Origin of the sequence: Anaerotignum propionicum DSM 1682, from assembly GCF_001561955.1 — a bacterium.
Classification (GTDB): domain Bacteria; phylum Bacillota; class Clostridia; order Lachnospirales; family Anaerotignaceae; genus Chakrabartyella; species Chakrabartyella propionicum.
Genome location: NZ_CP014223.1, coordinates 873,012 through 893,718 on the forward strand (window position 1 = coordinate 873,012; position 20,707 = coordinate 893,718).

The following is a 20,707-nucleotide window of genomic DNA, read 5'->3' on the forward strand; positions in this document are numbered from 1 at the left end:
AGGGTTTATAAATGTTTCAATATGCACAGTTAAACCAAGAAAAAATATGTGTTGGTATTTCCCAACTTTCAGGAAAAGTGGATGCAGAGAATATGATATTAATTAATGAAGATGCCGAAGTTTTAGGGATGCAATACAATAATGGTATATGGGAGAAGTTGGCCCAACTTGAGCCAAATGCAGCTTCCCCATCTGAACTAGAACAAATGGATACACAACAAATGGATACACAACAAATCATGCAGGCATTCACGGACGTAGAATTGCGTAATTTAGAAATTCAGCAAAGACAAGAATTATTAGCACAACAAATTGCGAATATAGAATTAGCAATGCTAGGGGGGAATACTTAATGAGTACAGAGACAAAAAGTCTAATGTTTGGTATTTTAAAAACGAGATATGAAAAGAACTTTGTAAGAAAAGACCAGCTTCAAAAATATGTTGCATTTGGCAAGATTACCGCTAAAGAATACGAACAAATCACCGGGGAGGATTTGCCGGAATAGCAAATACATAAAGTAACCAAAAGCCCAGACTAAATCTGGGCTTTTCTTACTGAAAGGGGGGAAGTGTGTGGACGTAATAGCAATTGGTATGATACAAGCGTTAGTAACTGCCATGGGGATTTGGTTTTTACAACAGAGTTTATCCAAGCGCGAGAAAGCCGCTCAAAGGCGGGAGCAAGAGCGGGAGGAGATGGAGTACAAGCTTTTGACGGCAGTAAATGCCTCCATTGCTTTGGGGGAAGCTACAGCAAAGGCAGTACAACGGATTCCTGATGCCCATTGCAACGGGGATATGACAGAGGCTTTATGTTACACCACGACTGTGAAGCATGATTTAAAGAACTTTCTACATCGGAAGGCGGTGGAGAAAATTGTTTGAACGAAAGAAACGGAGACGTTTTCGGATTAATGATGATACCATGACAACCATTGTGGTATCATCATTGTTTTTTTGCGTTGGGGTGGTAATTGCGGGTATGGTTTTGGCATATTTGGGGGTTGATGTTTCTACGATTGTTGGGAATGCACTTACGGTTTTCGGCACAGAATTGGGCATTTGTGGTGTGATGACAATATTTAACCGTTGGGCGGACAGGCAGGATAAACTTGCGCAGAAGAGGCTAGAAAACAGAGAGAAAAGAGAAAATGAACAAAGAGAAAACCAACAAATCGTAGGGGATTTTTTAGGAAAATAAAGTGCCAGCACAATGGTTGCTGTTAAAATTGCTGATAAGAAAATGTGGAGCCATGTTCCGCCGTGATATTTGCATATTTTTGGTAATCACTACCTGAGTTCCGAGCAGTTTTTAACCCTACTTAAGGTTGGGATTTGTTATTGCTTTCCTGTAGAAAGAAAAATTCCATATAGCGAACATGCAAGATGAAGTCTCTTTGAATCATAGATTAAATATATGAATGTCTTATATTTAACTGAGTATAAAGAATACAGAGGAAAATATTAAAAAAATATTTGTATATGACTCAAATCATCTATAAATCTAATAAATGGAAAATTATGTTTTATTTTGCAAAATAAAACTATTAAATGTAATATAAAATATAACTTAATCATAATTTATCTAAAAATAATTATTAATAAATAAATGTTTTGGATTATCGTTGACTTATTATAGGTAATATATTAAAATATTAGGAATGTTTAAATTCTTAGACTAGGGAGAAAGGGGAAAGAATATGCAAGGAAAATCACAAGTCCTGACGAAGAATGAACAGGAAATAATGAATCTTTTATGGAAAGAGAATAGGCCTTTATCTCGTTCCGACATTATAAATCTTTCAACAGACCGTTCGTGGAAAGCCAGTTCAATTCACATTCTATTAAATCAACTTTTGGAAAAAGGTGCCATTCAGGTATATGGATTTATTAAAACAGGGAAAAATTATGGTAGAACTTTTTCGCCTTCGTTTTCCGAAGAAGAATATTTTGTAATGCAATTTCAAAGTAGTCGCTGTTATCAACAATCAAAGGGTGCATCCTTAGTTGATTTTGTTTCTGCATTTATTCAAAGCGAGGAAATTGATAGTGATATCATTGACAGTTTAGAAGAGTTATTAAATAAAAAAAGAAAAGAATTAAAATAAATTTTTCATCGTTTTTAATTTTTTGCAAATATCATGTTAAAATTTGCTCATAAAAAGTCTGATACTTTGTTTATACACATAAGTGTTGCAAAGTTATATGTCTTTAAAAAGGGTTTTGTTTGTGTTTTTATAAAACCACATTTACTTTCAGTATCCTATCTATTCTTCATTCTGTCCGCAGTTTCTCAATTGGATGGATTTAAATCAGAGAATCTAAATTGTTACATTTACCAATTTTTAATTAACTTTTACATAATACAACTCTGAAATCAAATAACCCAGATAGATAATAGGAAAACCTATATTTTTTTGTAGTGAAACTATTCTTTCATGGTTCTTTTCAAAATTAATAATGTCTTTTTTTAAAATTTTTTGGATTCAGAAAGAATGCCCAGATACAATTTTTTTCAAAACGTTTAAATAAGAAGAATATGCATGCCACTTTCAAACGATTGACGTTATTTAGTTTTGTATGGTAAACTTTATGAAATTACTACGAAATGCTTATCGAGAGTGGCGGAGGGATTGTTACAAAGAAGTCCGCAATTAACAGAAATTAAAGTGCTAAAATCAGCAGTGATTTACACAGGGAGATGAGAAGGTCTTTCATTACTCGATTGTATTTTGCTCTTTCATCTTTTTGAAAGAGTTTTTTCGTTTTGAAAGTTATTCACGGCTAAGAAAATGAACATGAATAATTACTCTTATCGGGGCTGTTTGTTGGTTCTATAGAATGAGATTTTTTGGACAAGCCAACTGCCGAAAGAAGATGTGACTCCGTTATTTTTATATTAATCAGCATAGATTTGAAATTATTGAAGAACCAGTAGTTACATAAGCAAATTTTAAAGAATTTCAATTAACAAGGAGGCCCTTTATGAACCCTATTGAACGAATTTTGGCTGAATATCCATTGATGATATTAGATGGAGCCTTTTCCACTGAACTGGAACGGCGGGGCTGTGACCTGAATGATCCCCTTTGGTCGGCCAAGGTTCTCATGGAAAATCCTGATATGATTGGATCTGTACATGAGGATTACTTTAAAGCGGGAGCTGATTGTGCTATCACTGCCAGTTATCAAGCGACGTTCGCAGGCTTTATGAGGAGAGGGCTGACGAAGCAGGAGGCAAAGGAGCTCATTCAACTTTCCGTGAGCATTGCAACGAAAGTGAGGGATAGCTTTTGGGCTGACCCTGTAAATAGGACAAATCGACCTAAACCGTTAGTTGCGGCTTCTGTGGGCCCATACGGTGCTTTTGTTGCTGATGGTTCTGAGTATCGAGGAAATTATGGACTGACCAGAGAGGGATTGGAAGATTTTCACCGAGAAAGAATGGCAACATTGATTGAAGCGAAGCCGGATATATTGGCCTGTGAAACGATTCCTTGCTTGATTGAGGCGCAGGCAATTGTGAATGTTTTAAAAGAACATCCTGATATATCGGCATGGATAAGCTTTAGTGCCAAGGACGGCACTTGCATTAATAGTGGAGAGCGGATAGAGGACTGTGCCCGTTGGCTGGATGGATATCCCCAAGTGGCGGCTATTGGTATAAACTGCACGGCACCTGAATTTGTGGAGTCACTTATTTTAGAAATCCGTAAGGGTTCAAATAAGCCCATCATTGTTTATCCAAATTCGGGAGAGCAATATGATGCAGTAACAAAAACTTGGCATGGCAGTTCAACAGGAATGTGTTACGGTGATATTGCCAAGCAGTGGTTCGAAAAGGGTGCTAAACTGATTGGTGGTTGTTGCAGAACAACGCCTGATGATATTCGTCAGATTGCACTTTGGGGAAGAGAATTATAAGAGGATAAATGTAAATTTCAAGATTTAAATAGATTTATTTATCTATGAAGGGTATAACATTGTTCATAAAAAGGCATTTAAGAATCAAGTAGTGGTGATTCTTAGATGCCTTTTTTGAATTTTTTATTCACTGGTTCAACATATGGATATTACAGTTTGAAACCCAGATAGAGAACTTATATATCTTAAGTCTATATAGTCTACATGGAACTTTCGAAACGATATCAACCTATGGAAAGAAAATTTCTACTGGAATATAGTTTGGTATCTAGTTTAAAATATTTTCATTAATCGTACCTATTTACTTAATTGGGTCCAATTACCCATTCCCAATCCGTAAGCCATTTTCCATATGTAAGAGACCATAATCTCCTTTGAAGCATATTAGGCTCAATAGTACGATACATCCATTCTGTTTGTTCAGCCATTGGTCGGATTATGATTTCATCCATGTCACCTGATGCAATAACCGATGTATCAGCGCCATATGTAACGTAAGAAGGTGCAGCTAAATTGCCTGCAAGCAGAGTGAAACTAAAACAAGATACAAGTAGCATTTTTTTAAGCATAGTATCCCTCCTAATTATTATTTAATGGGTAATGATGAAAATGGCTCATTGTTTTGTTGTTCTTGACTAATGATTAATTGTGATATCTCTCCTGATATCAGGGTATAAGTACCATCATGGTTATCCAACAAATAAGCTGATTTAGGAGAAATGGAGTACACATTTGGATCTTCACAGGAATATACTGGTTGAATCACAAACAGATTTGAAACGAGAAACAGCATGGTGATTACAACATAAACTCCGTACACCATAGGTTGATATTTCTTTGCGTAGTCCTTTTCGAGAATCAGGTGAAAGCGTTGCTCCACATTACTCATTTGTCCTGCATTCACTAAAACAGATGTGGTAGCTGCATTCATAGTAGGCTGGAGGGCTTGTCTGCTGGAAAGCTGATATCTTAAAACCATAGTGATTGATTCCAAATATTTAAGTTTTTCTTCCTCATTTAGTTGGGAAATCAACTTTGCATCACAGCGTAACTCCAGAATATGAACTAAATTCCCTTTTAAAATATGTACCATGGGATTCCACCAAAAGATGGCGCAAATAAAATGCATAAATAATTTTATCCACGCATCTTTATTTAAAAAGTGTGTTAGTTCATGCAAGAGAATACAGCGCAATTCGTCCTCAGTAAAAGGGATTGCAGGCAAATAAATGGTAGGATGAAAATATCCGGAAACCATTGGCGATGGAATTCCGGCCAGTTCAACCAATTCAACTTTTGTTTTTTTCTTAGAATGAGATAGAATTTCATTCATAATCTTAATCGCACATTGATTTTTTAGGGCTGTTTTCATGCGGAGAATATTTTTCAATCGTTTTGCTTCTATCATGTATTTTACAACAAAGAATACAGCACCTGCTACCCAAAGGAATATAAGTATATCAAGCATTGAAAGCTCATAGCCCATGATTGAGAAGATACCCATTGTTAAACCATCAATAATTGCAGGAAACATATAACTGGAAGGAATTACAATGGCATTGGGAAGCTCAAAAACAAAGCACAAGCGAAATAAGCAGACTCCTAAAAACAGAAGCAACGGTGCAACGCTAAAGTGGGCAATAAACCCGGTTTGTTTTCTCATGATAGTTAGAAAAATGATAAAAATATTACACCAAAGAACGGCCATAAGAAATGAAAATACGGACAAACTCATTTCAATCCCTTTCTTTTTTCATCCAACAAGGCCTCTAAGCGGTCAATGGTGTTGCGATCAATCTCCTCATCTTGAATAAATGCAGAAACAAAATCAACCAGAGAAGCTGCTTTTGATTGTTGATAACAGCCGCTGCTCTGAAATTGCATAACGTGATATTCCTCTTCGGTAAAAGCAGGGGAAAAGGTTCTTCCGTAATTTTTACCGGTTTTTACAAACCCATTAACACAAATTGCTCCTTTTTCCAAAAGCTGATTTAGCAAAATATGAATAGAGCTGGCTTTCCATGAACGTTCTGTTGACAAATTAATGATATCAGAACGAGATAAGGGTTTGTTTTCTTTCCATAAAAGATCCATAATCTCTTGCTCATTTTTTGTTAGTGCGATGGATTTATTCATAATTTATTACCTCTTCGAAGTGTGACTTTATACAATTATATCTCCTTACAATAAAACAGTCAATACGTCAATTATATTTTTATTTATTTAAGAATATAGTCATATTATAAATAATTTTATATTAATATAATAGAAAAATAGAATATAATTCTGGCTGAGCTAATTTATCTCAAAGGCTTATTTCTACTTGTTTTTTTATTATAGGCAAGTATTTTTCTTGTCTGAGAAAACCTTTTTGATAGTTTTTTAAATGAATTTCTTTAATACAAAAATCCCTGTTTTCAGCATATCAATTTATCTTAATAAAAAGTTAAGCATTTCTTCGTGTATGCACATTATGTAAGAACAGTTCTAACCCCTTCAAATAACCAGCAATTTATAATGAATAACGATTAACAATACTCCAAAGCTGTGATGTCCATAAAATGATAATGAATTAGATTACTTGTTTTTTATATATGCATTTATATGCGGTAATCCTTACATGGAATCAATATCATAGAAGAATCCATAAGGTAGCTTATTAAATGCATTTCTATCATCATGGGTAATAAAAAACCAAAACAAGCATAGGATGTATTTAGGATAAGCTTACCAATACTCAAATGAATAAAGGCTTATACAAAAGGAGGTCTATTATGGGATGTTTTGTTGTACCAATGGCGGAGGCCATCGTGGTATCAATCGTCAAAAAAGTTGTGAAAAAGAAGAAAGAGAACACTGCTTCTGTAGGAGCAGAAGATGTTGCATCTTTAAATGCAGAATCCAAGGATTTCAATCAAACAAAACTTGACTGGGAGAAAAAGTTGAGCTGGTTGAATCAGCTATTATGGGGTGGTGTTTTTTTATTGGCTATCGAACATATTTGGCATGGTGAGGTTGTTCTGTGGCCGCCATTTTTAACAGCCATGAGCAATCCAAGTGAAATACCAATCATGCTTCACGAAATGGCTACCATTGGAACTTCAATGGCGGTATTTGTAACGTTGGTTTGGGGGGTTATGGTTTATGTTGGGGAAAACAAGATAAAACAAACTGCACCTAAAGAATGTGAGAGAAATTAAGGGAGGGATTCTATGTATTTTATCATTACGGCGCTGGCTGCGATTTTAACCACAATTGTTTGGCGCAGCATATCCGAGGACAAATTTCAATTAAGTATCCTTTGCTTGATATACTGGGGGGCAACACTGATGTGGTTTGTAGACCATGTAGTTGCCTATCTCACGGAGGGGGGAGCGTTTTTAGAAATCTCCATGGATGCAACCTTATTGGGCATCACCGTAGTCGTTTGTGGTTTTTTTGTATGGATATTGATTGCAGTCGTAAAAAATTTGAAGGAAGCCCCCCGTAAGAATTTATGGCTTCGTAATGGAAGATAGTGCTTCGGTTAAAGAGATACAGTCTGAAAATGGGGTTGGGGTTATGATAAAATTAGTTGCTATTGGGAATCGATTTATGAAGGATGATGGAATTGCCATTGAGGTTGCAGAGCATTTGGAGGAGCGCCTGAAAAAGCGAAAAATTGATGTTGTTATTGGGGAAACGGATTGTCAAAGTGCTTTTTATTCCATCCATCAGGAGGATTATGTGTTCATTCTGGATGCATTTTACGAGGGAGGGGAGCCGGGAACCATTCATGTGCTTAGCCTTGAGGAAGCCATAGGGAAATCTTCAGGATCGCCCATGCAACATGATATGAGCATGATTGATATGATGCGTCTTTATCATTGTAAATGGAAAGGTTATTTGATTGGGGTTGAAATTGGGGAGGTGGGCTTTGGGGAAGGACTTAGTCCTATTTTACAAGAGAGATTTCAAGAAATCTGTTTAGAAGTGGAAAAGAACATTATAAAAATTATATTGGAGGAAATCAATTATGCATGATACTTTTTTAAATCAAAATTTGTATGAATCCATTGGGGGCTTATGCAAAGAAAACGCAATCGAAAAAATCACCAAGCTGGTTATTACGGTACATACTCATAGCCATATTTGCGAAAAAAGTATCCGTGATCATTTTGCCGATAGAAAAAGCAAGCTTATCGGGGAATGGACAAATATCGTCGTGGATAAAAAGGAAATTGAACCGTTGACTGCAACCATTGAACAGATTGATGGTGAGAAAAAGGAATGATTGAACCCCAAAGCCTTATGATTCAAGTTCATGGAATTGTGCAAGGGGTGGGTATGCGCCCGTTTCTTTATAAAACAGCCAATGCCTTTCATCTTACCGGTTTTGTAAAAAATAAAGGAGCCTCTGTGGTAATTGTGCTTTCGGGGGAGCAAAGGGCAATGGATGGCTTTTTATATGAATTGACCAACAATCCCCCACCCAATGCAGTGATTCATCATATAGATATTTCTTCTCACCCAAAGCTCCATTTTCAGGATTTTAGAATTTTACATAGTGCAGAGGACGAAAAGATACAAGGCTGTCTTTTGCCTGATTTAGCTATTTGTGATGATTGTCGGGAAGACATTCTGAATCAAAAGGATAGGCGATTTGGCTATGCGTTTACAAATTGCACAAATTGCGGCCCCAGATATTCTATTATAGAAGAACTACCTTATGACCGAGGAAATACAACCATGAGGTCATTTACTATGTGTGAGGAATGTAATAAGGAATATAAAAATCCTGAGAATAGGAGATTTCATGCCCAACCTAATGCTTGCCCTGTTTGTGGCCCAAAGTATATTTTATTCCTTGGAAATGGTGAACAAGTTGAATGTGAAAACCCCATTGAAAAGGGGAAACAGCTTTTAAAAGAAGGAAAAATCTTAGCCATCAAAGGAATTGGCGGGTATCACCTTGTTTGTAATGCAGAGAATGAAACTGCCATTGCAACCTTGCGCATGAGAAAAAGGCGCCCTCATAAGCCGTTCGCAATGATGGCGTGCAGTATAGCGGATGTTATGGAAATTTGTTCTTTAAATCCGAAGGAGAAAGAAACGATTTCCAATAATAGGCGCCCCATCGTATTACTTAAGAGAAATGATAGCACCTTTCTCCCAGATAATATTTCGCCAAAGCTTCGCCAGTACGGTGTGATGCTTCCCTATACCCCTCTGCATTTTCTTTTGTTTGATGAGAGCTTAAAGTATTTGATAATGACCAGCGGGAATATCAGTGGAATGCCCATATGTTATAAGGATGAAGATGCATTGGAGCATTTGAAGGATGTAGCTGACTATTTTCTCATACATAATCGTGAAATTATGACACCTATCGATGACTCTGTAGTAAAAGTGATGGAAGAGGAAGCGTTATTAAGCCGTTGTGGCAGAGGGTATGCGCCCTTGGCATTGCCGTTAAATACCCTCAATGAAATTTTAGCTGTTGGGGGGAATCAAAAAGCTTCCCTTTGCTTTGTGCATAATCAGCTTGCGCATATCAGCCAATATCTGGGAGAACTTCATTTTCTGGATGCTTGCAAGGAATATACTTCTGTGATAGATAGACTATCCAGACTTTTAAATGCATCACCCCAAGCCATTGCCCATGATTTACATCCAAATTATTTTTCAACACAATACGCAAAGAAACAGAAAATCACAACCATCGCTGTACAGCATCATCATGCCCATATGGCGGCATGTATGGCGGAGCACAATTTTTATGAAAAAGGAATCGGCATTATATTTGATGGCACCGGTATGGGGGCAGACGGAGCCATATGGGGCGGAGAATTCTTCATAGGCAATAGGTCTCAATATAAAAGGGTGGGACATTTGGAGTATATTACATTGCAGGGCGGAGATTCTGCCATAGAAGAACCTTGGAAATGTGCCTTATCCTATCTTGATACAATACATGAAAGCATAGAGTCTTTTTTTCCTAACTTAGATAAGGTGCAGCTACAGGTTGTGGAAAAAGCATTGCAGAAAAAGGTGAATTGCTATCAATCCTCTAGTATGGGCAGATTATTTGATTGTGTTGCCGCCCTATTATTGGGATGCAGCCATATTTCCTATGAGGCGCAGGCGGCCATTGAACTGGAAAGCTTAGTGGATGACAGCATAACAGAAACATACTCCTTTACCATAACTGAGAGAGCTGGGGTTTTCATATTGGGCTACCAAAGCATTTTGGAGGGTGTATTGGAGGATTTCGGAAATCATCAACCTATTTCTGTCATATCTGCAAAATTTCACAATACAATTTCTAAAGCAACCATAGAATGTGCTTGCAGAATAAGAGAAAAGTATCTAGTAGACAATGTTTTTTTAGGGGGAGGCGTTTTTGAAAATACATTCCTCTTAAAAAATGTTGTTTCTGGACTGAGGATATTGGGTTTTCATGTTTATTACAATCAAAAAGTACCACGAAATGATGGGGGCTTGTCTTTTGGTCAGGCAGCTGTGGCGGCTTCCATTTTGGAGGAGAGGGCTTATGTGTCTGGCAGTTCCAACGAAAATTATTTCAGTTGATGGAAAGTATGCCTACGTTGAAACCATGGGTGTGGGTCAGAAAATTAATGTTCAGCTTATCGAAAGTCCTATGGCGGGAGATTTTGTGTTATTACATGCTGGTTTTGCCATTGAAAAGATTGATCAAGAGGAGTATACATTTTTAAATACCATATTAAATGAGATGATAAACGATGATGAAAATGGAACAGGAAATTAAAAAAACAGTACGGATTATGGAAGTTTGTGGTACCCATACACAGGCTATCGCAAAATCTGGCATTCGATATCTTTTACCGAATCATGTGAAGCTCTTGTCTGGCCCCGGCTGTCCGGTATGTGTTACCCATGAAGGCTATATTGATGGAGCCATAGCATTGCTTGCTCATGAAGATGTGATTTTGGCCACCTTTGGTGATATGTTGAAGGTCAGAGGAACCAATTTCAGTCTATCTGAAATAAAAAGGAAAGATAGTGTTTTTACTGTGTATTCTCCTGAGGATGCAGTCACATTGGCACGGAAATATCCCAAGAAGACTGTCGTTTTTTTGGCGGTGGGGTTTGAAACAACGGCGCCGATTATTGGGGCGACGATTAAAAATGTATTTGAGTATGGGCCTGAAAATCTGCTTTTTCTAACTGCACTAAAACGAATGGAACCGATTCTCCGTTTCATTCTGATGGATGAAGAGTCTAAGATAGATGGGCTCATTTGCCCTGGTCATGTTGCCTCAGTTTTAGGAGGGGAGGCCTTTCGATTTGTAACAGAGGAATATAATCTTCCTGCTGTGGTTTGTGGTTTTGAGGCGGAGGATATGAAAATGGGAGTCTACAGCCTTTTAGACCAAATTGATGGAAGATGTCCCATTTCCTTCTTAAACTTATATCCTCGTTGCGTTCGTAACCAAGGCAATCCGTTGGCAAAGGAATATATAAATGAGGTTTATCAAACAGAGGATGGATATTGGCGCGGTATTGGAAAGGTTTCGGATTCTGCATTGGTACTAAAACAAAAATACCAAAGTTTGGATGCAAGAAGTAGGTTTTCTATTTCGGAGGAAATGACTTTAAAACCTTCTGTCTGCCAATGCAGAGAAATTATACTTGGTCGAAAGGCTCCCTATGAATGTATTCAGTTTGGGTTGAGCTGTACGCCTGAAAATCCCTTAGGGCCTTGTATGATTTCTTCAGAGGGGGCTTGCTCAGCCCATTATAAATACGGGAGGGTAATCTTTTGACAAACAAAATCAAACTAAACCATGGTGATGGTGGTACAAAAACAAATGAACTGATACGAGAGATATTTTTAAAAAGCTATGGAGAAGAAGGCGAGGTTTGTCTAAGTGATTCTTTTGTTTTTACCACAAAAGCTTCAAAGCTTGCCTATACTACTGATAGCTTTGTGGTTCAACCTGTATTCTTTCGTGGTGGGGACATTGGTAAGCTGGCAATCTGCGGCACATTAAATGACCTTGCAACAGCGGGGGCAAAACCCCTTTACGTTAGTGCGGGTTTCATTATTGAAGAGGGCTTTGATATAGAAGCCTTGTGTCAAATTGCCCGCTCAATGGGTGAGGTATGTAAAAGGAATGGGGTGAAGATTGTCACAGGTGATACCAAGGTTGTTGAAAAAGGAAGCGCTGATGGCATATTTATCAATACTTCAGGGATTGGTGTTGTGTCTGAGCAGTATTCTCCTTGTGAAATTGAACCGGGGGATGAGATTATCATAACAGGAACCATTGCAGAACATGGCACTGCCATATTGCTTGATCGTTACGATCTTGCCATTGAAACCAATATTAAGAGCGACTGTTGTGCCTTGAGTCACCTTGTCTCCGACTTAGAAATAATGCTGCCCTACATAAAACAGATGAAAGACCCCACAAGGGGAGGGGTTGCCACAGTTTTGAACGAAATAGCGGAATATGCCGGCTTTAATGTGGAGCTTCTAGAGAATAACATTCCAATTAGTCCTCAGGTTAAGGCTGTCAATGAAATTTTGGGTATTGATCCTTTGTATCTTGCATGTGAAGGTAGAATGCTTCTTGTAGTGAAAAAGGGTAACGGTAGCAAGATTTTGCAACTGTTAGAGGAGTTTTGCGGCTGTAGAGAAGCACAGATGATTGGTTGCTTTACAGCAGATAGGCAAAAGCTTGTTTATATGCAGACAAAGATTGGTGGAAAACGGGTGCTTCCAAGTTTAGAGAGTCAGACAGTACCACGAATTTGCTGATTAGCCGTATGAATGGGTATATGTGAGGGGTGTTTTCATGGATTTGGAGTTGTTGATTGCGTCTATTCGTAAAAGCATGGGGCAAATAAATGCAGATATAGATGAACTTGATATAAATAAAAATCAGAATGTCCATCAGGTTTTAGAACGATTAAACAGAGAAGCCATGATTTTGAATGGAAAATTACAAAAATATAAAGCATCAAACGAACTAATTGCAGAAGAGAGTGTTATTCCAGGCTCACCAGTGAATCTACAGGAGGGAAGCGAACCGAATAATACAAGACAATTCACGTTGGAAGAATTGGCGCTGAATGATGGAAGAGATGGACATCCTGCCTATGTTGCAGTCAATGGGTTTGTATATGATGTATCAAGTCGTGCTGGTTGGGCATCAGGAATACATTTTGGTCTTAGGGCGGGAAAGGATTTGACACAAGAATTTTATTCCTGCCACGGAGATCCTATTTTTTAGCATCACTGCCTATCGTTGGTTTTTTATCCTAAATGTAAAGTTGGTGATAAATTGGGAACAGAAAATTTTCAGTGCCCTTATCAGGAAAGTAAGCTGCAATCCACAGCGAAGCTGGTTGCAAGGGCGAATAATGAGATTTCAAATAATAATTTAAAAAAATCGAACCTTGTATGGCTTGAATTGAATGGGTGTGCCGGCAATATTATTTCATTGCTGAATGGCCAAAATCCAGATTTTCAGTATCTCCTTACACAAATGGCAAATTTGGTTTATAGCAATAGTTTGCTTGCCGCAGAGGGAAGTGAGGCAATGGATGAGTTGTTTGGTGCGATTGGTTCCGATTATATTCTTGCCGTGGAAGGAGCAGTCTCCCTAAAAGACGAAGGTATTTATAACGTGATAGGGAGGCACGATGGACAATTGATAACAGGATTGGATGCAGTAAGACAACTGGGGGAAAATGCAGCGTACGTGATTGCTGTGGGGGCATGTGCCTCCCATGGTGGAGTGTCAGCCGCAAGGCCTAATCCTAGTGGCTGCGTAGGGGTGCACGAAGTTTTACAAAGGAAGGTTATCCAGCTGACTGGCTGTCCATGCCATCCTGATTGGTTTATGGGAACTCTTGCTTATATTATGCTGTATGGAGAACCGCCTTTGGACAGCAGAAATCGGCCATTGATGTTTTACAGCACTACCATTCATGACAGATGCCCCAGAAGGTCTTATTTTGACCAAGGAATATTTGCAAGTAAGCTTGGGGAAAAAACTTGTATGTTTAGAATGGGCTGTCGTGGCCCTGTTACACAAATTGATTGCCCAATTAGGCAGTGGAATGGACATGTGAATTGGCCCGTTGAAGATGATTCTCCTTGCATTGGTTGTGCTCAATTCGGTTTCCCCGATGCTATGGAACCGTTTATTACTTTTAAATCAACGAGGAGGGAGTAAGCTTGGCGGAGAGAATAACGATAAACCCCGTAACACGCATTAGCGGTTTTATGGAAATAGAGGCAGAGGTTGAAAATAGTGTGGTGGTAGACGCAAAAACTAAAGGGCTGATGTTTCGTGGTTTTGAAAAAATGTTAATAGGCAGAGATCCATTTGATGCTGTTTACTTCACCCAACGAATTTGCGGCATCTGCTCCACAGCTCATTCCGTTGCGGCTACCCTAGCTTTGGAGAGTTCTATGAATTTTGTGCCCTCTGAGCAGGGGAGGTATCTTCGGGATATCGTTCATGCCTGCGAGTTCCTTCAAAATCACTTAAGACATTTCTATCAATATACTCTTCCTGATTTTGTAAAACTACCTGAAAATTACCCATTGTTCAAGACAGATCACAATGATTACCGTCTTCCAAAAGAAATCAATGACCGTATGGTAGAGGACTATTTTACTTCTCTTGAATTTAGCCGTAATGCCCATCAAATGCTGGCGATACTGGGAGGTAAAGCGCCCCATAACCATGGCGTTTTTATTGGGGGTATTACTTCTCAAGTCACCATTAGTAAAATTCTTGCTCTCACATCCATTCTTGATGGCATTGAGCAATTTATTAGCGATAGAATGATTCCCGATGTATATAAAATTGGGGAATACTATTCAGAGTATTATTATATGGGTAAAGGGTACGGCAATTTATTGAGTTATGGATGTTTTGATCATTATAGGGATTTGGGGACGTTATATGTAGACCCTCTTGTGTATTCAAATAATATTATAACACCCTTTCGTCCGGATGAGATATCTCAGGCAAATGATTTCTCTTGGTACAACGAATATGACCAACCTGATTTTCAGAAAGAAAAGGCGTATTCATGGATTAAAGCAACAAGATACAATGAATTGCCCTTTGAAGTCGGGCCTTTGGCAAGGCAATGGCTAAGCGGAGAATACAGAAATGGTATATCGGCAATGGATAGAACCATCGCCAGAGTACTGGAAGCCAAAAAAATTACTCAGATTATGAAAGAATTGATTGGTAATTTAATTCCCGGGGTTCCGATGCAGGAGGAGTATCGGGTTCCGGATAATGCCATGGGTAGGGGGTTGCTTGATACAACCAGAGGTGCCCTTGGTCATTGGCTTGTAATAGAGAATAAAAAAATAGCATTTTATCAGATTATAACGCCGTCCGCATGGAATTTATCTACGCAAACGGGAGATATAAAGGGCACAGGGGAGATGGCTATCATAGGATCCCATGTCAGTTCGGTGGATGCGCCCGTTGAAATCGGGAGAATTATACGTTCCTTCGATCCTTGCGTCTCCTGTGCAACCCATGTTTTTTCGGAAGGAAAGCCTGGGAATATCATTCGGGTTGTATAATTTTATACATACTGTGGAAAAGAAACTGGGGAAGGTTTGTCAAAGAGAAGGAACAGACTTTGGTTTTACAGAAATGGTTATTTGAAAACGGTTTATGGGAGATTTGTATACGTTATAAGGTAAATCGCCGATATAAAACATCTTTTTTAGTATTGAAGTTGCGTTGGTGCTTATAGAAACTCACTTAATGACAGTTTATATCGGTATTAAAACACAAAAACTTGCATTAGCTTAAGTGGAGAAAAAATGTTTCCTTCATTCATTTAATAATAGTTCTCTTTATATTAAGAAGTGCTTTTGTCATTCGTTTTGCAGTTTTGCAATAATCCAATAAAAAAGACTGGTAAAGCGCAATACGCTTTTATCCAGTCTTTTTTTAATATGCGGCAACTCGTTATGAATGGATCTGCATATTTACAATGCAGAAATCACTGCTTCTGCAAATTCTTCCGTAGAAGCGGTTCCCCCCATGTCAACAGTGAGAACCTTGCCCTCGTCAATAACCTTTTCCACAGCTTTTTCAATGCTTGCCGCCGCTTTGCCCTCGCCCAAATGAGCAAGCATAAGAGATGCAGAAAGAATTGCTGCGGTAGGGTTGATTTTGTGCTGGCCTGCAATGTCAGGTGCAGAACCGTGAATTGGTTCAAAAATTGCACCATCTACACCAATGTTTGCGCTAGGGGTTAGACCCAGCCCGCCAACCAAACCGGCACAAAGGTCTGACACAATGTCCCCATAAAGGTTGGGGCAAACCAACACATCATAATCTTCAGGGTGCATTACCAAGCGCATGCACATGGCATCCACAATACTGTCGTTAAACTGAATCTGAGGGTATTCTTTGGCAATTTCTCTGGCAATATCAAGGAACATACCATCTGTACATTTCATGATATTGGCTTTGTGAACAGCGGTTACTTTTTTTCTGCCCTCTCTAACGGCATACTCGAAGGCATAACGGATGATACGTTCACAGCCCTTTCTGGTAAAAAGCTTGATGCTTTCTGCGGTATCCTCATCCACCATACGCTCAATTCCTGCATAAAGATCCTCGGTATTTTCCCGCACGATAACCAAATCAATGTTTTCAAACTTTGTAATAACACCGGGATAGGTTTTTGCGGGGCGAACATTTGCGTATAAATCAAAGGTTTTCCTCATTGCAACGTTTACACTGCGGAATCCTGTGCCCACGGGGGTTGCAACAGGTCCCTTTAAAGCAACTCCCGTTTTACGAATGGACGCAATGGTTTCATCGGGAAGGGGCGTTCCATATTTTTCAATCATAGCCGCGCCGGCATGGGCTTCTTCCCACTGAATATCAACGCCTGTTGCTTCCACAACTTTTTTTGCCGCAGCAATTACCTCGGGGCCGCTGCCGTCGCCTGGAATTAAAGTAACATGATGTGCCATTTTTTCTTTCCTCCTGCAATAATAAGGGTTTAGAAACTGCCTTTTAAACAGCATTTGCCGCTTGAAAAAGTCTTAAAGGAATTTACGACTTTGTACTGCTTCTTTTGGCTAATTCTAGCTGATGATAATAACTAAAATTCAGATTATTTCGAAAACCTAAAAAAATTTCTTCTCTCAGTTTGATTCCTTTGTATAGTTTAAAAGACCGCCAGCCAAGAGAATATCTCTTTGTCTTGCAGAAATATTCAAACGGGTTGCAATTTCTTCGCCTTTGCGCACATGAGTCACAATAACATCCTGACCGTCTACTGCGCTTTTGATCTGGTCTGCCGCATATTTAATGATGAATTCGTCTCCCAATTGAATGGTATCATAGTCCCACTCGTTGGCGAAAACCAAGGGCAATATGCCGTTGTTAATCAGGTTTGCCATATGAATTCTAGCAAAGGATTTGGCAAGAACGGCTTTTACACCCAATTGTAGTGGAGCCAGTGCGGCATGCTCACGGCTGCTTCCTTGACCATAGTTTTGACCTGCTACGATGAAACCACCACCAGCCGCCTTCGCACGAGCGGGGAATTTGGGGTCACAGGGTGTTAAGCAGTAATCTGCCAAAAAGGGCACATTGGAGCGGTAAGGGAGCAGTTTTGCATTGGAAGGCATGATATGATCAGTGGTAATATTATCATCTACCTTAATCAAAGCGCCGCCACGAATATCCTTGGGAACCTTTGTGTTTTTGGGGAAGGGTTGAATATTTGGCCCTCTTACCACGTTGACCATCTCTCCTTCAGGGGAGGGTGGGATAATTAAATTATCGTTTACCAAGAAATGCTCAGGCATGGAAATCAAAGGAGCTTCACCCAAAGAGTTGGGATCGGTCAGCTTTCCAGAAAGGGCACTTGCAACGGCTGTTTCCGGGCTTACGATATAAACCTGTGCTGATTTTGTACCGCTTCTTCCTTCAAAATTACGGTTGATGGTTCTTAAGGAAACGGCATTGGTTGCAGGAGCCTGTCCCATACCGATGCAAGGACCGCAGCCGCATTCCAAAATACGGGCGCCGGCAGAAATGATATCTGCGAGGCCGCCATTTGCCGCCAGCATATTCATAACCTGCTTAGAACCAGGAGCGATAACCAAGCTTACGTTAGGGTCAACGGTTTTACCTTTCAACAAAGCGGCAACGGTCATCATATCTGTATAAGAGGAATTGGTACAACTGCCAATGGCAACCTGATCTACCGACAAACCTTCAATTTCTTTTACTCTTTTGATATTATCAGGGCTGTGAGGACAAGCCACCAAAGGAACAATTTTGTCCAAATCAACGGTGATTTCCTCATCATATGTAGCATCAGCGTCAGCTGAAAGTTCTATCCAATCTTCTTCGCGTCCCTGTGCTTTTAAGAAAGCTTTTGTTACTTCATCACTGGGGAAAACGGAAGTGGTTGCACCCAATTCTGCGCCCATGTTTGTAATGGTTGCTCTCTGGGGAACACTCAGGCTTTTTACGCCTTCGCCACTGTATTCCATAACCTTGCCTATGCCGCCCTTTACAGAAAGCAGGCGAAGCACTTCCAAAATTACATCCTTCGCAGTTACCCAAGGCTGTAAGGAACCAACTAAATTCACACGACAAACCTTAGGCATTGCTAAATAATAAGCACCACCACCCATGGCTACCGCAACATCTAGGCCGCCTGCACCAATGGCAAGCATACCGATGCCGCCGCCTGTGGGTGTATGGCTATCGGAGCCCAAAAGGGTTTTACCGGGTTTGCCAAAACGTTCCAAATGCACCTGATGGCAAATGCCGTTGCCTGGTTTTGAAAAATAAATACCATGTTTGTTTGCTACGGTTTGAATATACTTGTGGTCATCGGCATTTTCGAAGCCCGTTTGCAAAGTGTTGTGGTCAATGTAGGCAACAGAGCGTTCTGTTTTTACTCTGGGAATCCCCATGGCTTCAAATTGCAGATATGCCATGGTTCCGGTGGAGTCTTGTGTTAAAGTTTGGTCGATTTTAATGGCAATTTCTTTTCCTGAAATCATGTTTCCGCTTATCAGATGGGAGCTGATGAGCTTTTCGGTTAGGTTCATATAGTTGGTTCCTCCTTATTTCTTTTTCTTTTTTAATGCGAATAGATGAGGTGTAAGGGTTTTCATCGCCTCAACCAATTCTTCTTTACTGATAAAGGTAACACGGCCATCTGCATAAAGGCCATCTACCCAGTTTAATAAAATTGTTGCTTCAGGAGAGTTTTTATGAATCATTTCATCATTCTTTAAGCCAAGGTATTGATTCAGCCAATATGCAATACCTGCGGAACCGGAGTTTTTATTAATTTCAACGCCAATAGGGCGATTTAAAATCTTTGATGTGTTAAAAATGTTATAGATTTCTTCGTCCTTTGCTACACCATCAGCATGAATGCCTGCACGGGTTACGTTAAAATCTCTGCCCACGAAGGGCGTTCTATCAGGAATGGAATAGTCCAAATGTGATTCATAATATTCAGCAATCTCTGTAATTACTGTAGGATCCATGCCATCTAGTGTTCCACGTATTTGGGCATATTCAATTACCATGGCCTCTAAAGGTGTATTCCCTGTTCTTTCGCCGATGCCCAAAAGGGAGCAATTGATGGAGCTTGCACCATAAAGCCAAGCGGTTGTGGCATTTACAACGGCTTTATAGAAGTCGTTATGACCATGCCATTCAATTAACTCACTAGGGAACTGAGCAAAGTGGTTGATACCGTAAATAATACCTGCAACACTTCGGGGAAGGGTTGCACCAGGGAAGGGAACCCCATAGCCCATTGTATCACAGAATCGGATTTTTACGGGAATCTGATACTGATCCATGAGCTTTTTCAATTCAGTGGCAAAAGGAACTACAAAACCATAGTAGTCTGCCCGTGTAACGTCCTCAAAATGACATCGTGGACGAATGCCGTAGTCTAAAGCTGCCTTGACAATTTCCAAGTAATCATGTAGGGCTTGTTCTCTTGTTTTATGTAGCTTATGAAAAATATGATAATCAGAGCAGCTTACCAGAATTCCGCATTCCTGAAGATTCATATCCTTTACCAACTTAAAGTCTTCTTTGGTGGCACGAATCCAGCCTGTAATTTCGGGGAATTTTAACCCCATTTCCTGACAAGCACGAATTGCTTTGCGGTCGGTTTCGCTGTAAACGAAGAATTCACATTGGCGTACTTTCCCTTTTGGCCCACCTAAGCGGCTGAGCATCTCGTAAAGGGTGGTAATTTGCTCTACGGTATAAGGTGTTCTTGCCTGCTGACCATCACGGAAAGTAGTGTCTGTCATCCAAATTTCATCAGGTGGATTCATAGGTACCAAACGATGATTGAAGGTGCACTTTGGAATTTCATCATAATTAAAGTTATCACGATAAAGATTTGGTTCTTCTACGTTTTGTAAACTGTATTTATACTGTCTAAGTTCCAATAAATTGTTTTTATTATTAAAAGAAATCATGCAATCCCCCCTGTGTATAGTTTTTATGATAGTAAGCTATACTTTTCTATTTATAAAATATATCAATAAATTGTTTTTTCGTCAATAGAAAATAATTCATAATATAAATATATAAAAAGGGATTATTTATGAAAATATGCCTAAAATTCAATGAATCAGAAAAGTGTAGTGAATAAAAACAATAGAAAGGAAGAATGTTTAGGCTCTTTTATATCAAAATTATGAAAAAAATTAATAAGTAATAAAACGATTTTGAGGGCGAGAGGGCATGATT

Annotated in this window: 23 protein-coding genes; 17 read left to right on the forward strand and 6 right to left on the reverse strand. The window is 39.2% G+C overall.

Annotated features, from left to right (window positions below; all coding sequences use genetic code 11):
• Positions 1–11: 11 nt before the first annotated feature.
• The 6 genes from CPRO_RS04235 (at position 12) to mmuM (ending at position 3,926) form a co-directional block, all read left to right on the forward strand.
• Entirely contained in the window at positions 12–353 is a 342-nt protein-coding gene (locus CPRO_RS04235; RefSeq protein ID WP_066048168.1) for a hypothetical protein, read from the forward strand.
• Positions 353–508 carry an XkdX family protein gene (locus CPRO_RS14825; protein WP_236782381.1) on the forward strand — a complete coding sequence of 52 codons (156 nt, stop codon included), beginning with the start codon at positions 353–355 and terminating at the stop codon, positions 506–508. Before CPRO_RS04235 ends, CPRO_RS14825 begins: the two co-directional genes overlap by 1 nt.
• A gap of 67 nt (positions 509–575) precedes the next feature.
• Positions 576–887: a serine/threonine protein kinase gene (locus tag CPRO_RS04240; protein ID WP_236782382.1), complete on the forward strand. Its 312-nt coding sequence runs from the start codon at positions 576–578 to the stop codon at positions 885–887.
• Complete coding sequence (locus CPRO_RS04245; protein ID WP_066048170.1) at positions 880–1,203, forward strand: hypothetical protein; 324 nt, start codon at positions 880–882, stop codon at positions 1,201–1,203. The genes CPRO_RS04240 and CPRO_RS04245 overlap by 8 nt, the downstream gene beginning before the upstream one ends.
• Before the next feature lie 499 nt (positions 1,204–1,702).
• Positions 1,703–2,110, forward strand: a complete 408-nt coding sequence (locus CPRO_RS04250; RefSeq protein WP_066048174.1) for a BlaI/MecI/CopY family transcriptional regulator — start codon at positions 1,703–1,705, stop codon at positions 2,108–2,110.
• An 877-nt stretch (positions 2,111–2,987) separates the two neighbouring features.
• Complete coding sequence (gene mmuM, locus CPRO_RS04255) at positions 2,988–3,926, forward strand: homocysteine S-methyltransferase (RefSeq protein WP_066048177.1); 939 nt, start codon at positions 2,988–2,990, stop codon at positions 3,924–3,926.
• Between the two features lie 305 nt (positions 3,927–4,231).
• On the opposite strand, the gene CPRO_RS04260 is transcribed toward mmuM, so the two are convergent.
• From CPRO_RS04260 to CPRO_RS04270, 3 genes are read right to left on the reverse strand one after another with little or no spacing between them, the layout of a single operon-like run.
• Complete coding sequence (locus CPRO_RS04260; RefSeq protein ID WP_066048180.1) at positions 4,232–4,495, reverse strand: hypothetical protein; 264 nt, start codon at positions 4,493–4,495, stop codon at positions 4,232–4,234.
• A gap of 17 nt (positions 4,496–4,512) precedes the next feature.
• A complete protein-coding gene (locus tag CPRO_RS04265; RefSeq protein ID WP_066048183.1) occupies positions 4,513–5,661 on the reverse strand; it encodes a M56 family metallopeptidase in 1,149 nt (382 codons plus the stop codon).
• Positions 5,658–6,062, reverse strand: coding sequence for a BlaI/MecI/CopY family transcriptional regulator (locus CPRO_RS04270; protein ID WP_066048186.1), 405 nt, complete (start codon positions 6,060–6,062; stop codon positions 5,658–5,660). The genes CPRO_RS04265 and CPRO_RS04270 overlap by 4 nt, the downstream gene beginning before the upstream one ends.
• 638 nt (positions 6,063–6,700) lie before the next feature.
• On the opposite strand from CPRO_RS04270, the gene CPRO_RS04275 reads away from it, so the two are divergent.
• Genes CPRO_RS04275 through CPRO_RS04325 form a run of 11 tightly spaced genes read left to right on the forward strand, consistent with a single transcriptional unit; the run spans position 6,701 to position 15,513 of the window.
• Positions 6,701–7,126, forward strand: a complete 426-nt coding sequence (locus CPRO_RS04275) for a hypothetical protein (RefSeq protein WP_066048188.1) — start codon at positions 6,701–6,703, stop codon at positions 7,124–7,126.
• Between the two features lie 12 nt (positions 7,127–7,138).
• Complete coding sequence (locus CPRO_RS04280; protein WP_066048191.1) at positions 7,139–7,444, forward strand: hypothetical protein; 306 nt, start codon at positions 7,139–7,141, stop codon at positions 7,442–7,444.
• 43 nt (positions 7,445–7,487) lie between these two features.
• Complete coding sequence (locus tag CPRO_RS04285) at positions 7,488–7,949, forward strand: hydrogenase maturation protease (protein ID WP_066053695.1); 462 nt, start codon at positions 7,488–7,490, stop codon at positions 7,947–7,949.
• Positions 7,942–8,199: a hypothetical protein gene (locus CPRO_RS04290; RefSeq protein ID WP_066048194.1), complete on the forward strand. Its 258-nt coding sequence runs from the start codon at positions 7,942–7,944 to the stop codon at positions 8,197–8,199. Before CPRO_RS04285 ends, CPRO_RS04290 begins: the two co-directional genes overlap by 8 nt.
• Positions 8,196–10,496 (forward strand): carbamoyltransferase HypF, encoded by a 2,301-nt coding sequence (hypF, locus tag CPRO_RS04295; RefSeq protein ID WP_066048197.1) that lies wholly within the window; start codon positions 8,196–8,198, stop codon positions 10,494–10,496. The genes CPRO_RS04290 and hypF overlap by 4 nt, the downstream gene beginning before the upstream one ends.
• Entirely contained in the window at positions 10,459–10,695 is a 237-nt protein-coding gene (locus CPRO_RS04300) for a HypC/HybG/HupF family hydrogenase formation chaperone (protein WP_066048198.1), read from the forward strand. Before hypF ends, CPRO_RS04300 begins: the two co-directional genes overlap by 38 nt.
• Positions 10,670–11,713 (forward strand): hydrogenase formation protein HypD, encoded by a 1,044-nt coding sequence (gene hypD, locus CPRO_RS04305; RefSeq protein WP_082754220.1) that lies wholly within the window; start codon positions 10,670–10,672, stop codon positions 11,711–11,713. Before CPRO_RS04300 ends, hypD begins: the two co-directional genes overlap by 26 nt.
• Positions 11,710–12,711, forward strand: a complete 1,002-nt coding sequence (gene hypE / locus CPRO_RS04310; protein WP_066048201.1) for a hydrogenase expression/formation protein HypE — start codon at positions 11,710–11,712, stop codon at positions 12,709–12,711. The genes hypD and hypE overlap by 4 nt, the downstream gene beginning before the upstream one ends.
• A 37-nt stretch (positions 12,712–12,748) precedes the next feature.
• On the forward strand, positions 12,749–13,186 hold the full coding sequence (locus CPRO_RS14830; RefSeq protein WP_236782383.1) for a cytochrome b5-like heme/steroid binding domain-containing protein: 438 nt from the start codon (positions 12,749–12,751) through the stop codon (positions 13,184–13,186).
• Positions 13,187–13,237: 51 nt separating this feature from the next.
• Positions 13,238–14,134 (forward strand): hydrogenase small subunit, encoded by an 897-nt coding sequence (locus CPRO_RS04320; RefSeq protein ID WP_066053701.1) that lies wholly within the window; start codon positions 13,238–13,240, stop codon positions 14,132–14,134.
• Between the two features lie 2 nt (positions 14,135–14,136).
• Entirely contained in the window at positions 14,137–15,513 is a 1,377-nt protein-coding gene (locus CPRO_RS04325; RefSeq protein WP_066048202.1) for a nickel-dependent hydrogenase large subunit, read from the forward strand.
• A gap of 414 nt (positions 15,514–15,927) precedes the next feature.
• Here the strand turns inward: CPRO_RS04325 and CPRO_RS04330 are convergent, their stop codons facing one another.
• The 3 genes from CPRO_RS04330 to CPRO_RS04340 form a co-directional block, all read right to left on the reverse strand.
• The gene (locus tag CPRO_RS04330) at positions 15,928–16,926 is read right to left on the reverse strand and encodes an isocitrate/isopropylmalate dehydrogenase family protein (RefSeq protein ID WP_066048208.1); all 999 of its coding nucleotides are present in this window, start codon (positions 16,924–16,926) and stop codon (positions 15,928–15,930) included.
• Between the two features lie 174 nt (positions 16,927–17,100).
• A complete protein-coding gene (locus CPRO_RS04335) occupies positions 17,101–19,029 on the reverse strand; it encodes an aconitate hydratase (protein ID WP_066048211.1) in 1,929 nt (642 codons plus the stop codon).
• A 15-nt stretch (positions 19,030–19,044) separates the two neighbouring features.
• A complete protein-coding gene (locus CPRO_RS04340) occupies positions 19,045–20,433 on the reverse strand; it encodes a beta/alpha barrel domain-containing protein (protein WP_066048214.1) in 1,389 nt (462 codons plus the stop codon).
• Positions 20,434–20,707 lie beyond the last annotated feature (274 nt).